Source organism: Paenibacillus shunpengii (assembly GCF_042684905.1).
Lineage (GTDB): Bacteria > Bacillota > Bacilli > Paenibacillales > Paenibacillaceae > Paenibacillus > Paenibacillus shunpengii.
This window is the reverse complement of sequence record NZ_JBHUMJ010000003.1, coordinates 434496-454856: the sequence shown is the minus strand read 5'-3', so window position 1 is coordinate 454856 and position 20361 is coordinate 434496. Positions and strand designations below refer to the sequence as shown.

Genomic DNA, 20361 nt, shown 5'->3' with positions numbered 1-20361 from the left:
ATATCCAACCTTCAAAATATTGAAAGAGCGATTAAGCTCATTTAGAAAAACTGACGAGAACGTAATGTTCTCTTTATTTTGCTCGGTTATCATACCGTCTGACGACTTGTACCATAACCTCGCGTTTAGAATTTTGTAGTTACAAAATTCTGCTCACTCGTTGTTCAGTTTTCAAAGATCAACTTCGTTGCGTCTCAACTTTCGTCGTCAGCAACTTTTATATCATATCATGTCCGGTTTAGAAATGCAAGCTTTTTTAAAAGTTTTTTCAACTTCTGATCGAAGCTTACTTGCCACGTTCTTGTTTGGAACGGCTTATTTCTTGGCCGGAATTAGAATATACCATGCACATAAAAATTATGCAACACTTTTTTTAAAAAAATTAGTTCTTCATTTAGTTTCTATCTATATAAATGGACCGGCTATATAAATGGACCGGCACTCATATCGTTCTCTCTCAGATCAGTCGCTATTGAAAGCAAGGCACCAAACAAAGAAAACCCTGTTCATCATGAACAGGGTTTCGCATTCGTAATATAGCACTCTACTATATCTTCTATATATATGTGTTATTCTGCACCAATAAAAATGTATCTAATCAATACAATGATAAACAGCACCCACATCAACCAATGGATCTTCACTTTGCGGCTTGTTGCAATGTTAGAGAAGGCTGCAAGTACTACATAAGAAATAATACCAAGAGATATACCGTTAGCAATACTATTCGTCAGCGGCATCATAACGATTGTCAAGAAAGCTGGGAATGCGTAAAGGAAATCATCCCAATCAATGTTGCGAACTTGACTCATCATCAGAACCCCTACAATAATAAGCGCAGGAGATGTTGCAGCTGAAGGAACGATAAGAGCCAGAGGAGCAATGAACAAGGCGAGCAGGAACATAATCCCTGTTGTTACAGCTGTTAGCCCAGTACGTCCGCCTGCTTCTACACCAGAAGAGCTCTCTACATAAGAAGTGATTGTACTTGTACCAATAACCGCACCAGCACTTACGCCGACAGCATCAACGAGCATTGCTTTGCCGACAATTTTCTCACCTTTTTCTTTATTCTTAAACAGTCCCATACGTGTCGTTGTTCCAACCAAAGTACCGAAGGTATCGAACAATTCCACAAAGGTAAATACAAAGATAATTTCAAAGAGTCCAACCTGGAGTGCTGCTCCCAAATCCAGCTGACCAAATGTCAAATCGTCAAAGCTAGGAAGCCAGCTTGCAGATGACAATCCACTTACATCGGTTACACCCATCGGAATACCGATCAGCGTGGTTGCAACGATACCGATAAGCATCGCACCTTTTACTTTGATTACCATGAGTACTGCAATAATTAAGAGTCCAATCAGCGTCAAAATAACGTCTGCATGTGTCAAGTTACCAAAAGCAAGGTTAAAGCTGCCACCTGGCACAGGGCCAGCAATGTCAGTTCCCGGATTAACATTTGCTACTACAATATTAGCCATTTTCAGACCGATCACAGCGACGAACAAACCAATACCAACGGTTATAGCCATCTTAATGCTCTCAGGTACAGCTACTAGCAGCATCTGACGAACTTTCGTTACCGTAAGCAAGATAAAGATCAAACCTGAAATAAATACCGCACCGAGCGCAGCCTGCCAAGTAATAGCGCCACCCGAGCTAAGTACGACCGTCATAAAATATGCATTAAGACCCATCCCTGGAGCGAGCGCAATCGGAACGTTGACTACAAGCCCCATCAATATGGTTATAAGACCTGCACCCACTGCTGTGGCAAAAAATACACCGTTAGCCGGCATCCCTGCTCCGTCTGGTCCAAGGAATACGTTGTTGACCACCAAAATATAAGCCATGGTCATAAACGTGGTTAAACCTGCAATTACTTCTGTTCTGACATTTGTCCCGTGTTCCCTTAATTTAAAGAACCGCTCCATAATCCGAATATTCCTCCTTAGAGATAAGTCGGTTACCTTAAAACGACAAAAAGCCCGCAAAGATGATTGATCTTCATGGGCTTACGCTAAAAAGAGACGCAAAAGCAACCAAAAAGCAGCTTACACTTTATTCCGGTCAATATGGACAGTGTCAGTACCTTTTGCTCCGAATTGCACTTCTCTTCTTTTCGTAGCCAGATCATTATGGTGATCTCGTAGAAACTCCCGGGCCAAATCCCCGAGATTATACGAAAAAGCATGTGTTTATTGGTTTTCCTTGTCTCATTCTAGGAGGGATATGTAAAATTGTCAATATAAAAATACGAATAATACAAACTTTAATCGTTAGCAATGTTCGGTAATTTCATATTCATGAAAATTCACAGAAAAATGTTGACATCTATTTTCACATTTTTTCTAACACAATTTTCCTAAAAAAAGAAAAGCCTCCGACATTATGTCGAAGACTCTTCGCATCAATACAAGGTGGATTAATCCTACCAAGTAATCCTATTCCCATTCAATGGTTGCTGGCGGCTTGCTCGTCACATCATAAACGATACGGTTTACGTTATCGACTTCGTTGACGATGCGGACAGAGATTTTCTCAAGCACATCCCAAGGGATACGTGCCCAGTCTGCAGTCATACCGTCGATGGACGTTACTGCACGAATACCTACAGTGTAGGAATACGTACGCGCATCACCCATTACACCAACACTCTTCATATTCGGAAGGGCCGTGAAATACTGCCAAATCTCACGATCAAGGCCTGCTTTGGCAATTTCCTCACGCAGAATGTAATCCGAATCACGAACGATCTTCAGCTTCTCTTCTGTTACTTCACCCAGCACACGAATTGCGAGACCTGGACCAGGGAAAGGCTGACGATGAACAATCTCATCCGGCAATCCGCACTCAGATCCTACGATACGCACCTCATCCTTGAACAGAGCGTTAAGCGGCTCGATCAGTTTAAATCTCATATCTTCAGGCAGTCCGCCTACGTTATGGTGAGATTTAATGGTTTGTGCCGTAGCTGTACCACTCTCGACAATATCGGTATACAGCGTACCTTGTGCCAGGAAATCGAAATCGTCGAACTTGCTGGACTCTTCATCAAATACGTAGATGAATTCGTTACCGATGATTTTGCGTTTTTTCTCAGGATCGTCAACGCCTTTAAGCTTGGACATAAACCGCTCGCGAGCATCAATCTTAACAACCTTCATATCGAATTTGCCGACAAAGGTCTCCATAACACTCTCAGCTTCACCTTTACGCAGCAAGCCGTGGTCGATAAACATACAAGTCAACTGATCGCCGATCGCTTTATGGAGCAGGATCGCAACCACTGAAGAATCAACACCGCCGCTTAGTGCACACAGTACCTTCTTGTCACCAACCGTTTCACGAATGTCACGAATCTTATCCTCGATGAAGGTCTCCATGCTCCAGTTGCCTTCACAGCCGCACACTTCATACAGGAAGTTACGAATCATATCGTTACCGTTCAAAGAATGACGTACCTCTGGGTGGAACTGAACCGCGAACAAGTTACGCTCTGGATGGCTCATCGCCGCGATTGGCGCACTTTCCGTACCTGCGTCAAGACGGAAGCCGGAAGGCAGTGTAACCACATGGTCCCCATGACTCATCCATACCGTTTGGTTCGCCTCAAGTCCTTTGGCAAGATGAGAGCCTTCATTGAACAACACGTCCGCTTTGCCGTACTCACGCTTATGCGCACGCTCTACTTTACCTTCAAGCTGATGCGCCATGAGCTGCATACCGTAACAAATACCGAAGATTGGCAAACCCAGGTCATAGATAGCTGGATCTACATGTGGTGCATTTTCTGCATAAACACTGGACGGTCCACCGGAGAAAACAATCCCCTTAGGTGCAATTTCACGAATCTTCTCAACAGGCGTGTTATATGGAAGCAGTTCGCTGTATACTCCGAGATCACGAATTCTTCTCGCAATTAGTTGGTTATATTGTCCCCCGAAATCAAGAACGACAACAATTTCATTTGGCTTTATCATTACCGAGCCTCCCTCAATTAATGAGATTAATTATACTGAACGACAAAACCTAACGTCAAGGATAGCTCGTCCTCTTCATCATTAAGAAATAATGTAAATCAGAATGTCATGGTACAAACTGTTTATATCGTAAATAATTTACTCATTTAAGTGACCTCGAAATCCGCAGACACCGATTCAGAAACGCTACGCTCGATGACCGGGAGAACGGCACTGATGCATAAACCAGCTTCTCCCAATCAGCAGCGAACTGTCGCACGTCATCATGCACGGGAGTACCGCTTAAAGGCAGGGCTGCAGTGTACTCACGCAGCGTCACGCCCTGCTCGCGCACACCATATTTCTGCGCGATCCGCTCCCAGACCGGAGCCCCCACACGCAGTAGGCGCTCACGGTCTGGAAAGGCAGGGCTGTGCGGCCAGCTCAGCATCAGCCGCATCCTTATAGCGGGGCTGTAGCTTCGCCCCGCCTGCACCGCTGCTGCAAGCAGAAGTGCGCAGGCAGCTGCCACAGACAGTGTCAATGGCTGCATGATTAATGTTAGTCCGCTCTTTAGTGAGCTGGCGATTTTTTGCACCACCATGCTGATTACATTGTGTTGTTCTGATGGTACAGTTTCGTCAGTCTCGGCAGCTCCCGCAGCCACAAGCTCTTCTGTGCTATATCCCGGTGTCGCCTCAAAAGGAATCCACCCTACTCCCGGAAAGTACACCTCAGCCCATGCATGAGCATCACCATGAGTCACCGTATATTCATTGGACTCTGGATCACTACGTTCGCCAGGGCCAAATCCCTGTACATATCTCGCTGGAATTCCTTGACTGCGAAGCAGCACAACCATGGCAGTGGAGAAATGATTGCAATAACCCTTTTTCGTGATGAACAAGAAGTCATCTACAAAATCCTTGCCTGACGGAGGCACTCGGGTATCTAGACTGTACGAGTAGTTCGATCTCAAATAGGATGCAACCTTAGTTACAGCATCGTATCTATTCGTTGATCCATCCGTTATATTGGCAGCGAGTTCTCTAACCCTGACTGGAAGAGCCTCAGGGAGCTGCAAATTCATGCGCTTGATCTCTGCCGGATCACTGCCCGTTACTGTGGACAGGCTGCTTAGATCGTCGACGGGAATCAAGACATCAGCACTGTAGCTGGTCACAGACTTATAGCCGCTTGAATACATATCATCAAACCTTAAATTCCCTGAGACATAATCGCTTACTATATACGGAAACTGCTGGTTGCCTTTATTTTGTCCAGTGATCCCTTTCTCATTCTGTGGTGCATCGACATTCTCTGATGGATGAAGAGTCAAACGAACAGGCACTCCACCTGTAAAAATGTCTGCGCCGCCCTGGGCTGGTGTCTGCAGCTCAACAGTTTGTTGAATAAGGCGAAAATACGGATTTTCTTCGATCTCATCCTCCCGGATCCGACCTGAGGTACTTATGTAATGCTTAGATTCGGCATCATTGTATTCACTCTTCCAGCTTCGGCCATCATAAATTGAACGGGACTGGCCTCTCCAGTAAGTTGCCACCGGACTATATGCCGTAAAAAACACTTCATTGTTGGCAACGAGGGGGGCTCCCATTTCACTTCCTCCATTGTCATACCCGGTCCTCGCCAAGGCGGCTTCAGATGGAGGTGATTGCAGTCCTTCCGCCCAGTTGATGAGGCGGTCCCTCGTATTAGCCAGAGCATTTAGATCTGGGGACTTGGCAGGAAGAACCGAAGACACAGCAGCCGCACCACCGGCTAGGAGCACAGATCCCATAGCAATGCCTATCCACAACAGATAGCGATGCTTGTCTTTTCCACGAACCGAGAAGCTCATACTGTTAAGCTTCGGAAGCTGCATAAGTGTCTGCAAGAATAAAAAGCAGCTGATAATTCGAATCATTGCACCTGTCGTATTTTCTCCATTTACCAATTCAACACCAAAGATATACAAGGACGTTACCACACCGAATAATAGGACGGTCCTTAATTGGATGACCAGTATTTGTACAGCACTTACGAACAAGGACCAGCCCAGCGCAACCAAGATTGTCTTGGTCTGATCACTGATGAGCCAGAAGCCATCGCGATTTAACCAAATGAATATATCCTGCCTTAGGATCAACGGATAGTGAAGCATCCAATCTGCACCTGAAACCTCCTTCACCATCCACCACAAGCCTGCGAATGAAAGGACACACCGGATCATAAGGGACTTGCCGAGTGACATATTCCATGTGCCAATCAGCAGCAAGAGAAAAGTCATTACCATCAAACTAATGGAGGAGGGGCTCCATAAATCTCCGCTTATCCCTCCGGGTCTGAGCCATTCCAGGAACATAATAAATAATGCGATAGAAGCCACTGCGCGAAAATACCATGGTTCATGAAAGGCTGCTGCTTGCGCTGCCGTCACTGCCGAACCGACTTCTTTTTGCTCAAGACGGTTACGATCGTACATCTTGTCATTCCTCCTCCCTTAGTTCCGATTACACGGCACTTTCCCTTGAATTCATCTGATCCGGGCCGTTTCCGGACGTTTCACATAAAATAACTTGTATATGCTGCCTGCTGTAATGCTGACAAATTGCTTTATTCAATTCCGTTGACAAGCCAGTAATTATATAAACTTGGGAGCCTGGAACAAGATTGCCGTAAAAAGAGGGCGCATAGAGCCTGCTTCCCGTCCCTTGAATCTCGAATTTCCTACTTTGATCTGTCCAAGTCCCTGCCGGTTCAAGACCTGCCAGATAATCCAACTGTTCGTAACCCTTCCCTTCTCCGGCAGCAGCATCAGGTAAAACAGTCCATTTCAGCACAGAATTATTCTCGCCTCCGCCTTCACCCTCAACCGTATCCAAATGAAAAACATTCAGATGAGCATCTATTCCCTCTTCATATGAAGAGCGGAGGAGCTTCGCACAGGTAGAAACTGCCGCCTCATAGGCATCCCATGAAAACTGACTGCCGCCATCTGCCCGTTTAGACATATAGGCATGGATATTGTTATCCAGCAGGAGATAAACCTGCCCGCATCTCTGTTCCTCCGGAATACGTACCTGCAGCTTCCCGCTGCGAGCCGAGCTCTTCCAATGGATATAGCGCATCGGATCACCCTCCACATACTCTCTGACTTCAGTCCCTAATGAGGTCGGATGATAGCGTGATCTTGAAACCTCTCCTTCCCAGGATCTGGTGAAATCAGTACTTATATGACCAGGGCCTGCCTTGAGCGATGGATGAACAATCAATGTACAAGGTGCCTCAACCCGGCAGCTGCCGGTAAACCATCCGAACACATCTCCCCATACCACCTTGCAGGAGTCAAATTCATATACTCCCCTATGGACTGCACGGATCGTATATTCATATGGATAAGAACGTGATCGTGCCGTAAAAATGAACTGCTTATGTTCAAGCTGAGTATAAGCTGCGGACTCTTCAATCCTAAGCCAGCGCAGAAATATGGGTATATCTGCCTCAAAGTGAACATGCATATTCACTTTATTTCCAGCTGCTACTCTGTCCGCTTCTAAAGTCCGTACGATCCGTATATTACGGGGCTTTGCCAATAGAATCAGCAATCCATAACCCGCTATGGCTGCACAGCAAATCAAGAGAAACAGCAACGTACCTCCACCTTGGATTAGGTAAGCAAGTGACAAACCAGCTAACAGCACCGCCATGAACAGCCAGTTCAGATATGTCCTCCACATCTTCCATCACCCTCTTGCCCGTGCAGGCTGAACAGGGACCGGCATTTCCTGAAGCAAAGATCGAATCATGGATTCTGAATTATAAGGATGAGATAAATCTGCACGGCTCCGAATACGGTGAGACAGTACGGGAATAGCCACTTCCTTGACATCATCAGGAATGACGTACATTCGGCCGTTCATGTAAGCCGCTGCTTGAGCAGCACACATCCAGGCAATACTTCCTCTTGGACTAATACCGAGTACGAGCTCTGGATGTATTCTCGAGTTAGCTGCAAATCCGGCGATATATTCCTTGATCACGGGATCCACAAAAACAGCCGATGCTTCTCTTTGCATTTTGACAAGCTCTTCTGCCAGCATGACCGGTCTGATAAATGCGTCGCCGTAGCCTCCCTGCCGGTTCATCATTTCCACTTCCTCAAGGACTGTGGGGTAACCCAAGCTCAGCCTCATCATAAAGCGGTCCAGCTGCGCCTCTGGCAGACGAAACGTACCCTCGAATTGTAAAGGATTCTGTGTAGCCATCAGCAGAAAGGGTTTAGGCAATGCATAAGTGGAGCCGTCCACCGTTACACTTCTCTCTTCCATGGCTTCAAGCAGGGCCGATTGGGTTCTTGGGGCAGCCCGGTTAATCTCGTCGCCGAGCACAATATTCGCCATAATGGGGCCAGATCTATATTCAAAGTCCCCTGTGATCGGCTTAAACACGGATGTGCCTGTCACATCCGAAGGCATCACATCTGAGGTGAATTGTATTCTCCCGAAGCTTGCGCCGAGACATGAGGCAATCGTCTTGATGAGCTTGGTCTTGCCTGTCCCCGGAACATCTTCCAGCAAAATATGACCTCCCGATAACATTGCGATCAGGATTAAACGAATTTCCTGTGTCTTTCCAACCATCACTGTCTCGACTCGCTGCACCAATCTTTCAAGCAAACCGGCAGCATAATCGCTAGATTTTGAGAATTCCATAATGGCTATCCCTCCTTATTTGGCGCTAGTTCTATGTTAATTTTCACTTGGTTTACTTCTATTATTTCCAATCCACAATTGATATAGACACTAGAACAGCTAAAGTGCTTATAGATACAAAAAAAGACCCGGAGTTCATATTGAACTCCGGATCTCATCCTCAGTTAGTACTCTATAAAATTAATTCGATGTATCTTTACCAGGCTGTACTTCTTCGACTTCCTTCGTTGCCACATCCTCGGCAGGAACTTCTTTCTTCGAAGAAGCGAACCATCCAACAACAGCAATCAGCACAAGCACAATATAGAAGCTAGCTTTCCATGCTGCATTATGTGGGAAGTGCTCATCAATCAGAGCTACATCAGGGTGAGCCAGTGTAATTACTGCCAGCTTAACACCTACCCAGCCTACGATAACGAAGGCCGCAAGCTCAAGACCTGGACGTTGCTGCAGCAATTTAACAAAGAAGGTCGCTGCGAAACGCATGATCACAAGCCCGATGAATCCGCCTAAGAAGATAACGATGAACTGTCCGCCATCCAAACCGCCGATTGCAGGTATTCCACTTGGAGGCAGGGCAACAGCAAGAGCTACCGCTGCAAGAATGGAATCAACCGCAAAAGCGATATCGGCAACTTCGACTTTGAGTACCGTCATCCAGAAACCAGACTGCTTCTTCTGCTTCTCCGGCTTAGGCTTCGCATCCTCTGTCTGCCTCTTGCCAACAAAGTGTTTGACCACATGATTTATGGAAATATATAAGAGGTAAAGCGCACCAATAGCCTGTACCTGCCATACATCCACCAGGAACGAGATAATAAACAGTGACCCCAAACGAAATACGAATGCACCAAGCAAACCGTAGAACAACGCCTTCTTACGCTGATCCTCAGGCAGGTGCTTAACCATGATTGCGAGAACCAGGGCGTTATCTGCCGCAAGTAATCCCTCTAGAGCAACGAGCACAAGCAGTACCCATGCATACTCTAAAAACAGCTCCATGAAACATCCTCCTAGTAATAAAATAAATTAAAAAAACCTTCACCGGCCGGCAAAGGTCTCACAAAAAAGAGACCTCTACCACAGTCTGTGGTAAAGGTCTCGCTAACAACGAATGGTTGCCAACAAAGCCGGGGACTATTCCCGAACTGACGACTTTGCTGTACAGCTACTCCCCTTTAATCACGTTCCTGCTTAACTGATATGATGATCAGCTAAACCGTGATATAAACATATTAAAATCAGAGCTTGAAGTCAAGCATTTTTTGACAATGCATGAATTCCAAGTCTTATCAACGGTTTGCCGGATTTGTATGCATAAAATTGGAATTTCCTACTGTTTACTTAGCGTAGACGACAATTTCTTCTGTTCCACGGACCAGGGATTTTACCTCGAAATGGGCAGCATTCAGTAAGGATCTTAATGGAAGCCACATTACTCCGTTTTCCATATAAATGTCGGTCTCTGCTGTATATCTGTGTTCTGAAACAGTGACCATCTGCTCGTCCGCTCTTAACGTAATTGCTCTATTTCCGAATATTGTTTCAGCACTGCGCTCAGTTGTATTCCACTTCACTGCGCCTCCGAATTTCTCGATTACCTCTCTGAGAGGAACGATATACTGTCCATTCTCTAACCGATATTCGCCGAACTTGAGCTCTGCCACCTGTTTACCTGCCTCAATGACAAGCGCAGGTCCCTCCTCGAATAGTTCAGCGTTAGGAGCGATAACATTATTTATCCATTTGCTGCTCGGCTGAAACTTCTTCTTCGTGGATTCGTCATTTTTCACACGGAACTGAACCGGCTTCTCCGCAGGATCGAGCACGGCAAACTGGTACTTGTGTTTCTGATAGTATTCAATAATGTCCGGCAAGGCTTTAACGGTCTCGCCATGATTTCCTCCATCATGCAGCAGAATAACCAGGTCTTTATCTGAGCTGACCTCTGTTGCCTGCTGAGTGATTTCTGCCGCCGGGACTCCGCTGCGCTTCGAATCACCGCTGTCCACATTCCAATCCACAACGGAATAACCTGCCTGATTCATCAGTTCAAAATAGGTCTCGTCGAAATGACCAAACGTCCCTCCAGGTGCGCGAACCAGCTGCGGTCTACTGCCGGTAATATGTCGAATTGCTTCTTCTGTTTCTTTGATCTGTGACCAAAAATCAGGGAAATCATCATAGAGTTCATCATAATTGTGATTATACGTATGATTGCCGATGGCATGCCCTTCTTCATGCATTCGATAGACCAGTTCAGGATACGTCTCTACATATTTTCCAAGTACAAAAAAAGTAGCAGGCACCTTGTAACTCTCCAATATATCGAGTACTTCAGCAGTGTGCTTGCCCGGGCCGTCATCAAAGGTTAAGTAAACGGTCTTTGGGCTGGCTTGAGGATCAGACTTCTCCTTTGTTTCTGCGGATACTTCATTCAGACGACGATTAGCTTCTTTTACTGCACTTGCTTCCTGCTTACTAGCTTTTTGCTTATTTGCTGCCTGAACAGCTGTCTCTTTTGGCTTCGAATGGTTGAGGTTACGGTGAGCTGCATAAGCTATTTGAGTGATTTCTGCCTGTGGTGAATAATTCACTTCTCTATCTTCAGCGATTACAGAGCTGTTATCTAATCTGCTTTCTTTTTCCGCAGAGGAATTGGCCGAGCTAATGATTTGGGAAGGAACGATGTACGCTGTTATTGCCAATATAACCAAGACAATCATACCTGCTACGATATTCATTTTCGCTTTCATCCTCATTGCCCCCATCTTTTATATTCAATAAGTAGATTTTGAGATTCACAATGCTATCTTATGAAACGGGCGGCTAAAAAAGACTATACAATTGCGAATTGCTAGATTCATATTTTTGGATTAAGTCGGATTCATAAAGGGCATTTAGGGTTATTTCCTATAAAAAAAGCCGATCCTTAATTGGACCGGCAGATATACTCGACTTCTTGGATCGAGACTACTTCTCCATATTGTTCTGAATAAACGCAAGCGCATCATCAATATGGCCCTTCACTTTAACCTTACGCCACTCTTTCACTAATATCCCTTCTTCATTAATTAAAAAGGTGGAGCGAACGATACCCATATACTCTTTGCCGTACAGCTTTTTGAGCTGCCAGACACCGTATAATTCAGACACCTGATGGTCCTCGTCTGACAACAGTGTAAATGGAAGTTCATACTTGGCAATAAATTTATCGTGCCGGCTTACTGGATCCGTACTTACTCCTAAGATCACAGTATTCAGTGTGCTGAACGATGCATGAGCATCTCGAAACTGGCATGCTTCATCCGTACAGGAAGCCGTCATATCCTTGGGATAAAAGTAGAGTACAACGCGTTTACCGCGATAGTCCGACAACCGAACCTTCTGTCCTCCGCTTCCTTCAAGCACAAAATCAGGCGCCTTTGCGCCAATGGTTAGTTCCATGTTGCAGCAATCCCTTCTTCTATTATGTTGCCTTCATGTGCACAGGCCATCCCGAATTGATTTGTATCCCTAAAAGAACTTATAATGTACAGGATATCATATGTATATTATTGTAAATCAACGCCTTCTTGACCTTTATATAACTCATGTGACTGTGAAAGGAAGAGCTCCAGATGACCAAGAAGACCAAACGAATTCTGTGGACCGTTGTTACCGTTGTGATCCTTGCTGTCTTACTGCCTGCAGCTTATTATTTTACTTCGGTTGTAAATGAACTTCAAGATTTGCAGAAGGAAGGTGAGGAGTCCCCTTTCTATAACGTCGAGAAGGTAGACCAGGAGAGAACACCCGAGCCACCAAAATGGGAAGGTAAAGAACCTGTGAACATCCTGCTCATGGGCGTTGACGCCAGAGGCATGGCCGAAGGTGAAATACCAAGATCAGATACGATGATGGTTGCCTCTCTCAACCCGGTTACCAAGAAGATTTCACTGTTCTCTCTCCTTCGTGATACATACACCGAAATTCCCGGATACGGCAGCGATCGCATCAATACTGCGATTACCCACGGCCCTAATGTAGCGATGCAGGCAGCCAGTGATCTGCTCGGCATACCTGTTCAGTATTACGTGTATACGGACTTCCAAGGCTTTATCGCGCTGGTCGATGCGATCGGCGGCATTGAATTTGAGGTTGAAAAAGATATGCACTATGTCAGCAAGGCAGATCATCATGAATATGATATTGACCTTAAGCAAGGGCTGCAGCATCTGGATGGTGAAAAGGCATTAATGTATGTCCGATTCCGGCATGATGCCATGTCGGATTTCTCAAGAACCGAACGGCAGCGTGAGCTGATCGGTGCCATTGCGGATAAAATGCAGACAACAACGTCAATAGCCAAGCTGCCAACCATTTTGAATGAGGTGAATCCATATATCGATACGAATCTCACCTTAAATGACATGTGGAAGCTGGCCTCCCTTGGATATCAGAGCAATTTTCAGGGCAGTGAGCAGATACCGCCAATGAGCCTCCTTGTTGAAGAGAAAATCGGCGGCGCTGCTGTTCTTAGCGTAAGAAATGAAGAGGAATTAAAAACCTATGTTCAAGAGATTGTTAACCCAACAGAAACGGAAAAGGTTAATGATCCAACGACCATCGACAAATCAGCCAGCGGCGACAGTCAGTAGGCAGCTTGCCAGAAGTTATATTCAATCCTGCTGCCTCCCTGCCATAACCATTCACGAAGTGATATACTATAATAGATAAGAACAAGTAAGGGCAGCGAAAGCTGCCCTTTTGAGTTGTCCGCCTGGAGACTTAATTTTACAATATAGAAATGCAGAAAGGATGATATAAATGAATCGTACGCAATCGGAGCATCATTACGCTGAGGCTCTTGAACATATTGTTGGAGGCGTCAACAGTCCTTCACGTTCTTTTAAGGCCGTTGGAGGCGGTGCACCTGTATTTATGAAGCGTGGAGAAGGAGCTTACTTCTATGACGTGGATGACAACCGCTACATAGACTACTTGGCAGCCTATGGTCCAATAATTACGGGACATGCCCATCCGCATATTACGAAAGCCATTACGGATGCAGCAGTGAATGGAACATTATACGGTACACCGACTACACTTGAGATCAAGCTAGCCAAAATGCTGAAGGAAGCCATCCCCTCCATGGATAAAGTTCGCTTCGTCAACTCCGGTACGGAGGCCGTCATGACGACAATCCGCGTAGCCCGTGCCTATACGAAGCGAAACAAAATCATCAAGTTTGCCGGTAACTATCATGGCCACTCGGATCTGGTACTCGTTGCTGCAGGCTCTGGTCCTGCGACACTCGGAATACCGGACAGTGCGGGTATTCCTGCAAGCATTGCTCAGGAGGTCATTACTGTACCTTACAATGATCTTGGCGGTCTGGAAGAAGCACTGAAGACATGGGGCCATGATGTTGCGGCCGTCATGGTTGAGCCGATTGTCGGCAATTTCGGTATGGTAATGCCAAAGCCCGGATTTCTCGAAGGACTGGTTAAGCTTGCGCATGAGCATGGCTCGCTTGTTATTTACGATGAGGTCATTACCGCATTCCGCTTCCACTACGGTTCGACGCAAACCTATGCGGGACTGGATAACCATGATCTGATCAAACCGGACCTGACTGCCCTCGGAAAAATCATCGGAGGAGGACTCCCTATCGGAGCTTATGGCGGATCGAAGGAGATTATGGAGCAGGTTGCTCCGCTGGGTCCCGCCTATCAGGCCGGAACCATGGCTGGTAATCCAGCTTCGATCTCCGCAGGAATTGCTTGTCTTGAGGTGCTGAGTCAGCCTGGTGTGTACGAGGAAATGGAACGCCTGACGATTAAATTGACAGATGGGATTAAAGCTGCTGCTGATCGATACGGTATTCCGCTGACCATTAACCGGATTCGCGGCTCGTTCTCTACCCATTTCTGCGATCATCCAGTCACGAATTATGAAGAGGCCCAGGATACGGATGGAGAAGCGTTTGCGGCATTCTTCCGCCATATGCTGAACCGCGGTGTCCATCTGGCCCCTTCCAAGTATGAAGCATGGTTTCTAACCACCGCGCATACAGAGGCAGATATTGATGCCACCATTGAAGCGGCCGAGCAATCCTTTAAAGCAATGGCAGAAGCCTAAACTATATAATAATGATTAGAAGCTGCGGCTTTCAGGAGGGACAATCCTCCTGGAAGCCGCAGCTTCTTTATATCCTTACGCCATATTTTCTTTGTGAATGAAAATTTATACAGCTGCGCACAATGAAATAAGTCTCTCGATATATTTTCAAAGGTGAGCATATCTAAACAAGAAAGAGGCTGTTTAATGAATCCAGTGAAACCTTCCTTTTTGCAAGCGGCGATGCTGATCATGCTGTCTGTGGGCTTAAGCAATCATGTGTTTATTATTCCGGTTCTGCTCCAAGTCGCAGGTCGGGATTCCTGGTTGTCTGTAGTGATCTCTTCCCTTCCCATCATCCTGTTTACCTTGGTGGTATTTCTCATATCCAAGCAACTGAAAGAAAATACGCTGGCTGAATGGCTATCAAATAATTTGGGCAAGGCAGGCGGGTTCCTGTTCAAGCTGGTCAGTTCGATTTATTTCCTCCAGGTCAGTTATTTTACCTTCTATGACACGGCCATGTGGGCAAAATCATCGTACTTGATAGAGTCCCCCATGTTTGTGATTGGTTTGATTCTGGCCTTACTCTCTGTATTAACAGCCTGTTTGGGAATGCGCACTTTGGCTTTCGCTTCTGGCATTTTGCTGCCTCTGGTCGTCATCTTTGGCTTCTACGTTGCTACCGTCAACGTGCAGTACAAAGACTATAATCGACTTCTGCCCTTATTCGAGCACGGATACACTCCCTTGTTCAAAGGCGTATTTTACAGTCTGTCAGGCTGGTTTGAGCTTGCGCTAATCCTATTCATTCAGCCCTATCTCTCGAAGAAATTCAAGCTTTGGCAGCTGCTTCTCCTCATGTTTATTATGATCGGCCTGACATTCGGCCCACTGACCGGAGCTATCATGGAGTTCGGTCCGTATGAGGCAGAACATATGCGATATCCTGCATTCGAGGAATGGAGGATTGCCTCACTTGGGAAATATATCACCCAGACGGACTTTTTCTCTATTTATCAATGGCTTGCTGGAGCCTTCACCCGAATTAGTCTTGCCATGTATATTGCCATTGTGGTTTGGGACATTAAGAAGAAACGCAATCTGCTCTTCATTATCTGGGGAATCCTGTTAAGCGCAAGTTTGATTTACCCTATGAATGACACTGTCTTTCAGAACCTGCTCATCACTTTGATTTTCCCAGTCAATTTTGCTTACTTCAGCTTTTTAATCGTTATTGCTCTGATGGCCATTCCAATCGGGAAGCTTAAGAAAAAAAGGAGGGGAAACGGTGCAACCTCACGAGAAAGAAGCTCACCTTAATTATGAAATGCTGAACAACTTGTTTCAGAACTGCGCCGACGTCGTCGTGCACCATTTTACAGATATGTCCACGCCCATCACGCTGGTGTATTGCGACGGATTGACGGATCAGAAAACGATTAACGAAATTGTATTGCCACGTCTTACCTCTGTGGACTTGACTGATAGCTCCAATCTCTCTTCCAGGCTGGCTCTCACCTTGAATGAAATTGAATACCCTGTTGATTCCGTTCAAATTGAAGAACCGGTATTCAGTGGACAGCTTCTGATCTTGACTGGAAGTGAACAGAATTCTCGAATATACACACTGGACATTGCCAGTGTACCGGGCAGAATGCCGGAGGAATCTGCACTTGAATCGGCGGTGAAGGGGGCACGAGACGGATTTACCGAGGAGCTTGCAATCAACGTTGGATTGATTCGGAAGCGGCTGCGAACCAAATCCTTTTGCTATGAGCAATTTGTAACCGGCGAGCGCTCACATACCAAGATTGCTCTGTTCTATGTAGAAGATATTATCAATCCAGAGATCTTAAAAACCATCCGGGAGCGGTTGAGTCAGATTAATATAGATGGGCTCGTTGGGTCATCTATCATTGAACGAACCATTATGGGCAGCATTCCGTCCATTCTGCCGCTCACGGATATGACGCAGCGTCCCGACTATATTGTCACCTCCCTCCTGAATGGCCGTTTCGCTGTCATGATGGATGGATCCCCCGTTGCACATATTGCACCGACAACACTGTTTAACCAGATCCATTCGCCAGAAGACGCCAGCACGCCTTTTTTTATGGTCGCTGTAGAAAGGCTGCTTCGAATCTTCGGTCTTCTGGTTGCTTCTCTCTTCCCTGGTTTCTATATTGGTCTGACGACCTTTAATCTCGAGCAGATTCCGCTGCCGCTCCTGGCTACGGTTGCCGGTACACGGGTCGGACTGCCGCTCCCCGTTCCGCTCGAAACATTTATGATGATTGCGATGTTCGAATTGTTCAACGAGGCAGGAAGGAGACTTCCACGTGCGCTTGGGCAGACGGTTACGGTCGTAGGAGGACTGATCATTGGTGATGCAGCAATCCGCGCAGGGGTTACTTCCCCGACCATTATTGTCGCTGTCGCCATCTCCGTTATCTCTTCCTATATGCTCGTTAATACGGTCCTTAGTTCGGTAACATCGCTCATTCGGCTGTTCATACTTGCATTTGCTTCATTTTTGGGAATGTATGGTTTCTTTATAGCAACGTTCATTCTTGTTATTCATCTGGCCTCACTTGAAAGCTACGGCGTTCGCTACCTGTCTCCCGTCACGCCTCTTAAGCTTGGGGATGCCATACAAACCGTTCTCATGAAGCCAACCTTTGGGCGCAAGAAACGACCTGAATCGCTGCAAACTCAGGATAGTACACGTAACGGTAACAAATCATGAGAGCGAGAATACTGCTGCTATGCCTCCTCCTCTCTCTCATGCTTCCACTTAGCGGATGCTGGAGTACGAAGGAAGTTCAAAGCATCAACTTTATTACAACGCTGGGTGTCGATTACCGAGATAAGCAATTTATCGCCTATGCGCAGGTTGTAGATTTTGCCAATATAGCCAAACAGGAAGGCCCCAACCAAGTTAATGAAGGAACGATATGGGTAGGTGAAGGAAAAGGGAAGACACTGATGCTCGCAATTTATGATTTGTACCGCACTTCACAACAGAGAACCATGTGGACACATGTGAAGGCCATCGTCCTCTCGGAAAATATATTGAACGAGAAGCTGGAGGAGACGCTTGATGTCATCCTGCACTCCGGTGAGCTGCGTTATACACCATGGATGTATGGTACAAACGAAGATATTAAGACACTGCTCACCGCCTCGTCCTTACTAAACCAATCGGTGCAAAGCATTGAATTGTTTGAGCCGGTTTCTCTTTATCGTCAGAGCTCCGAATATGAGCCGATCCGTATTCACTTTCTGCTGGACGGTTTCCGCGAGCCTGCTTCCACTGTCCTGCTTCCTTCCGTCGCCACAAATACTGAGGCCTGGAATCAAGAGAGTAACAAGAAGCCACGAATGACCTATTTCAATGGTCTCTACCTGATTTCTAAGAAGAAAAATACGGGAAAAGTCAGTGGACAAGAAGCAGATGGCGCAAGATATGTCAGCTATCGAAAAATGCAGCAGTATCCCCTCGACCTTGATCCTGAAATAAAGAGCTCACATGTGGTGCTCGTTCGTGATGTAAAGTCCAATATTTCTGCCAGATCAAAGGATAACCATACCGTTACCTTCGATATTTCCGTAAATGCCGAGGCGACGGTTCTCGAGGACGAGCAGCTCGCATCGGACGTTCAACTGAAAAAGGAAACCGAGCGCCGAATTGCAGAGAAAATACGTTACACATTCGAACAGACCAAGGCCAAGAAAATGGATATTTACAGCTTGGAGGAGCATTTGTATCGAAGGCATCTTAACTTGTGGAAGAAAGTGTCCAAGGATAAAGAGCACCCGATTGACAATTACGAGCTGGGGGAAGTAAAGGTGAATGTCCATCCGGTAAATACGACTACTTACAAATAAGCTGAATATTAGAAGAGGAATGACCAATTGGAGTCATTCCTCTTTCTAATATGAATCTAGATCGGATAAGCCATTACACTCATCAGTGCCAGCTCCGGCTGTGTTGTATCCAGCCTGCTATATTGAACAATGATCGGAATATTACTCTGCACTGTAATTGCATAAGGTACACCGGCAGGTATCTTCTGTCCCTCTGATTCAAGTCCCGCGGTTCGAATATGGCGGGTCCTTCTGGCAGGAACGACAGTCTCGACTCCCTCCAGCGGCTCCCTGTCTTCGAAATAAATGGTCATCACCAAATGAGCATCCTCGCTGCCCGTATTGAGAACACAGATGCTTTCATGACTTTCAAGACGGCCGCTGCTGTCAGGCGGAATGTAACCGTCAGGAATCATCCACGTAGTGCGTCCAAGCGATTCATATCCCTTTGCCTCTGTTGGATTCATTGCGCTTAATCCCCCACTTATCGATTGATTTGGCCCCGAAGATACATTTGAAGCGGCTGCAATTGAAGCTCGGATAGGGCAGCTGCCACCTCTTTGGCCAGCCGGGTGGCTCCGCGGACAGAGAAATGCGTATTGTCCTCGACTCCTGCCGGATGATTCATGTATTCGCCAGGGAACGCCCATAAAAAGTCATGCTTACTCCCTTCCACGCCTGCTTCTTCAAAGAGCACCCTGCTGCGTGCCGCTAGGTCGATCATTGGAACCTCTTCCTCCACAGCAAGCTCCTTAACCGCTGTAATGTAGTCACCATGCGTGTCGATCAAGCTCCCATCCTCATTAAAATATCTTCGGTGCACAGGTGTAATAAGAACCGGATGAGCCTCACGACGCCTTGCCGTATCTATGTATTGGTGTAAGTACTCTTTATAGGTTGTAAACGGCTGTGTCCCCCGCTGCGCATCCGATTTCTCATCATTGTGTCCGAACTGAATGAACAGATAATCTCCAGGTTTGATACGTTTCTCGATCGCTGCAAGTCTTCCCTCGTCAATAAAGCTCTTCGTGCTGCGCCCGGAATGCGCATGATTGTCCACTACCACGTCATGCTTGAAGCAGGCAGGAAGCATCTGTCCCCAGCCCGAGTACGGGTAGCCTGCTGCAGGCTGGTCGCATACGGTTGAATCTCCGGCAATAAATACCGTCAGTGTTTGATTGGCAGGCATAATCTCCATCGCATTAATCCGAGGCGCAGCTCCCGAGAAAGAGAGTCGTAATGAATCTCCCTCCCTTACATGAACAGTACATTTCTCCTCAATCCATTGTCCTGGCGGCGTTTGTATCTCAGGGAGAATCAACCTTCCTTCTCCTGCCTTTATGATCGTCCTCGTCTCGGTTAATTCATCACCGATGAGCATATGAATTCGGTAGCTCCCCGCAGGGACATCCAGGCGAAATACCGTGTTCAGCGGAATGCAGAAGCTGTCCTGCAAACGCTTCCTAACTGATCCAGACCCTTCCCCGTTCACTTTGCTCTGTTGATTGGTCGGAGCGAGTCGTGCTTCCGCCCGGTCTCTTCCATAAATTGTGCCGACTGGCTCAAACCCGTATCCAAGTCCCTCATCGTAAATCGTGTCAGGCTGGATTCCAATGTAACCGTTTGCAGTGTTGCCGGGACCAAAGTCAAATTTGAAATGGGACAATGTGCTTGTGCTCAAAGAGTTCGTCCTCCTTACCTACCTTTTA

The 20361-nt window shown here is 46.4% G+C and carries 15 protein-coding genes and 1 riboswitch; of the genes, 5 read left to right on the top strand and 10 right to left on the bottom strand.

Annotated elements, in window-relative coordinates; all coding sequences use genetic code 11:
* Positions 1-569: 569 nt before the first annotated feature.
* From ACFSVM_RS16365 to bcp, 8 genes are all read right to left on the bottom strand, one after another.
* Positions 570-1937 (bottom strand): NCS2 family permease, encoded by a 1368-nt coding sequence (locus ACFSVM_RS16365; protein ID WP_076314620.1) that lies wholly within the window; start codon positions 1935-1937, stop codon positions 570-572.
* Positions 1938-2108: 171 nt separating this feature from the next.
* Positions 2109-2209, bottom strand: a riboswitch (purine riboswitch).
* A 238-nt stretch (positions 2210-2447) separates the two neighbouring features.
* Entirely contained in the window at positions 2448-3986 is a 1539-nt protein-coding gene (guaA, locus tag ACFSVM_RS16360) for a glutamine-hydrolyzing GMP synthase (protein ID WP_076314621.1), read from the bottom strand.
* 142 nt (positions 3987-4128) lie between these two features.
* On the bottom strand, positions 4129-6450 hold the full coding sequence (locus ACFSVM_RS16355) for a transglutaminase-like domain-containing protein (RefSeq protein ID WP_379263408.1): 2322 nt from the start codon (positions 6448-6450) through the stop codon (positions 4129-4131).
* A 28-nt stretch (positions 6451-6478) separates the two neighbouring features.
* Positions 6479-7705: a DUF58 domain-containing protein gene (locus tag ACFSVM_RS16350; protein ID WP_379263406.1), complete on the bottom strand. Its 1227-nt coding sequence runs from the start codon at positions 7703-7705 to the stop codon at positions 6479-6481.
* Positions 7706-7711: 6 nt separating this feature from the next.
* On the bottom strand, positions 7712-8680 hold the full coding sequence (locus tag ACFSVM_RS16345; protein ID WP_379263404.1) for an AAA family ATPase: 969 nt from the start codon (positions 8678-8680) through the stop codon (positions 7712-7714).
* Positions 8681-8860: 180 nt separating this feature from the next.
* Positions 8861-9682, bottom strand: coding sequence for a TerC family protein (locus ACFSVM_RS16340; RefSeq protein ID WP_076314625.1), 822 nt, complete (start codon positions 9680-9682; stop codon positions 8861-8863).
* A gap of 338 nt (positions 9683-10020) precedes the next feature.
* Positions 10021-11436, bottom strand: coding sequence for a polysaccharide deacetylase (locus ACFSVM_RS16335; RefSeq protein WP_379263401.1), 1416 nt, complete (start codon positions 11434-11436; stop codon positions 10021-10023).
* A gap of 217 nt (positions 11437-11653) precedes the next feature.
* Positions 11654-12127 carry a thioredoxin-dependent thiol peroxidase gene (bcp, locus tag ACFSVM_RS16330; protein ID WP_076314626.1) on the bottom strand — a complete coding sequence of 158 codons (474 nt, stop codon included), beginning with the start codon at positions 12125-12127 and terminating at the stop codon, positions 11654-11656.
* Positions 12128-12300: 173 nt separating this feature from the next.
* Here bcp and ACFSVM_RS16325 point away from each other — a divergent pair, with 173 nt between their 5' ends.
* The 5 genes from ACFSVM_RS16325 (at position 12301) to ACFSVM_RS16305 (ending at position 18673) form a co-directional block, all read left to right on the top strand.
* Positions 12301-13320 (top strand): LCP family protein, encoded by a 1020-nt coding sequence (locus ACFSVM_RS16325; RefSeq protein WP_076314627.1) that lies wholly within the window; start codon positions 12301-12303, stop codon positions 13318-13320.
* Positions 13321-13489: 169 nt separating this feature from the next.
* The gene (locus ACFSVM_RS16320) at positions 13490-14803 is read left to right on the top strand and encodes a glutamate-1-semialdehyde 2,1-aminomutase (protein WP_076314628.1); all 1314 of its coding nucleotides are present in this window, start codon (positions 13490-13492) and stop codon (positions 14801-14803) included.
* Positions 14804-14989: 186 nt separating this feature from the next.
* Positions 14990-16105 carry a GerAB/ArcD/ProY family transporter gene (locus ACFSVM_RS16315; RefSeq protein ID WP_379263398.1) on the top strand — a complete coding sequence of 372 codons (1116 nt, stop codon included), beginning with the start codon at positions 14990-14992 and terminating at the stop codon, positions 16103-16105.
* Positions 16074-17531 (top strand): spore germination protein, encoded by a 1458-nt coding sequence (locus ACFSVM_RS16310; protein WP_379263396.1) that lies wholly within the window; start codon positions 16074-16076, stop codon positions 17529-17531. The genes ACFSVM_RS16315 and ACFSVM_RS16310 overlap by 32 nt, the downstream gene beginning before the upstream one ends.
* Entirely contained in the window at positions 17528-18673 is a 1146-nt protein-coding gene (locus ACFSVM_RS16305; RefSeq protein WP_076314631.1) for a Ger(x)C family spore germination protein, read from the top strand. Before ACFSVM_RS16310 ends, ACFSVM_RS16305 begins: the two co-directional genes overlap by 4 nt.
* Before the next feature lie 56 nt (positions 18674-18729).
* Here ACFSVM_RS16305 and ACFSVM_RS16300 read toward each other — a convergent pair whose 3' ends face one another.
* Together ACFSVM_RS16300 and ACFSVM_RS16295 are read right to left on the bottom strand one after the other, a co-directional pair.
* Positions 18730-19119, bottom strand: coding sequence for a sensory rhodopsin transducer (locus tag ACFSVM_RS16300; protein WP_076314632.1), 390 nt, complete (start codon positions 19117-19119; stop codon positions 18730-18732).
* A gap of 17 nt (positions 19120-19136) precedes the next feature.
* The gene (locus ACFSVM_RS16295; protein WP_379263393.1) at positions 19137-20333 is read right to left on the bottom strand and encodes a rhamnogalacturonan acetylesterase; all 1197 of its coding nucleotides are present in this window, start codon (positions 20331-20333) and stop codon (positions 19137-19139) included.
* Positions 20334-20361: the final 28 nt, after the last annotated feature.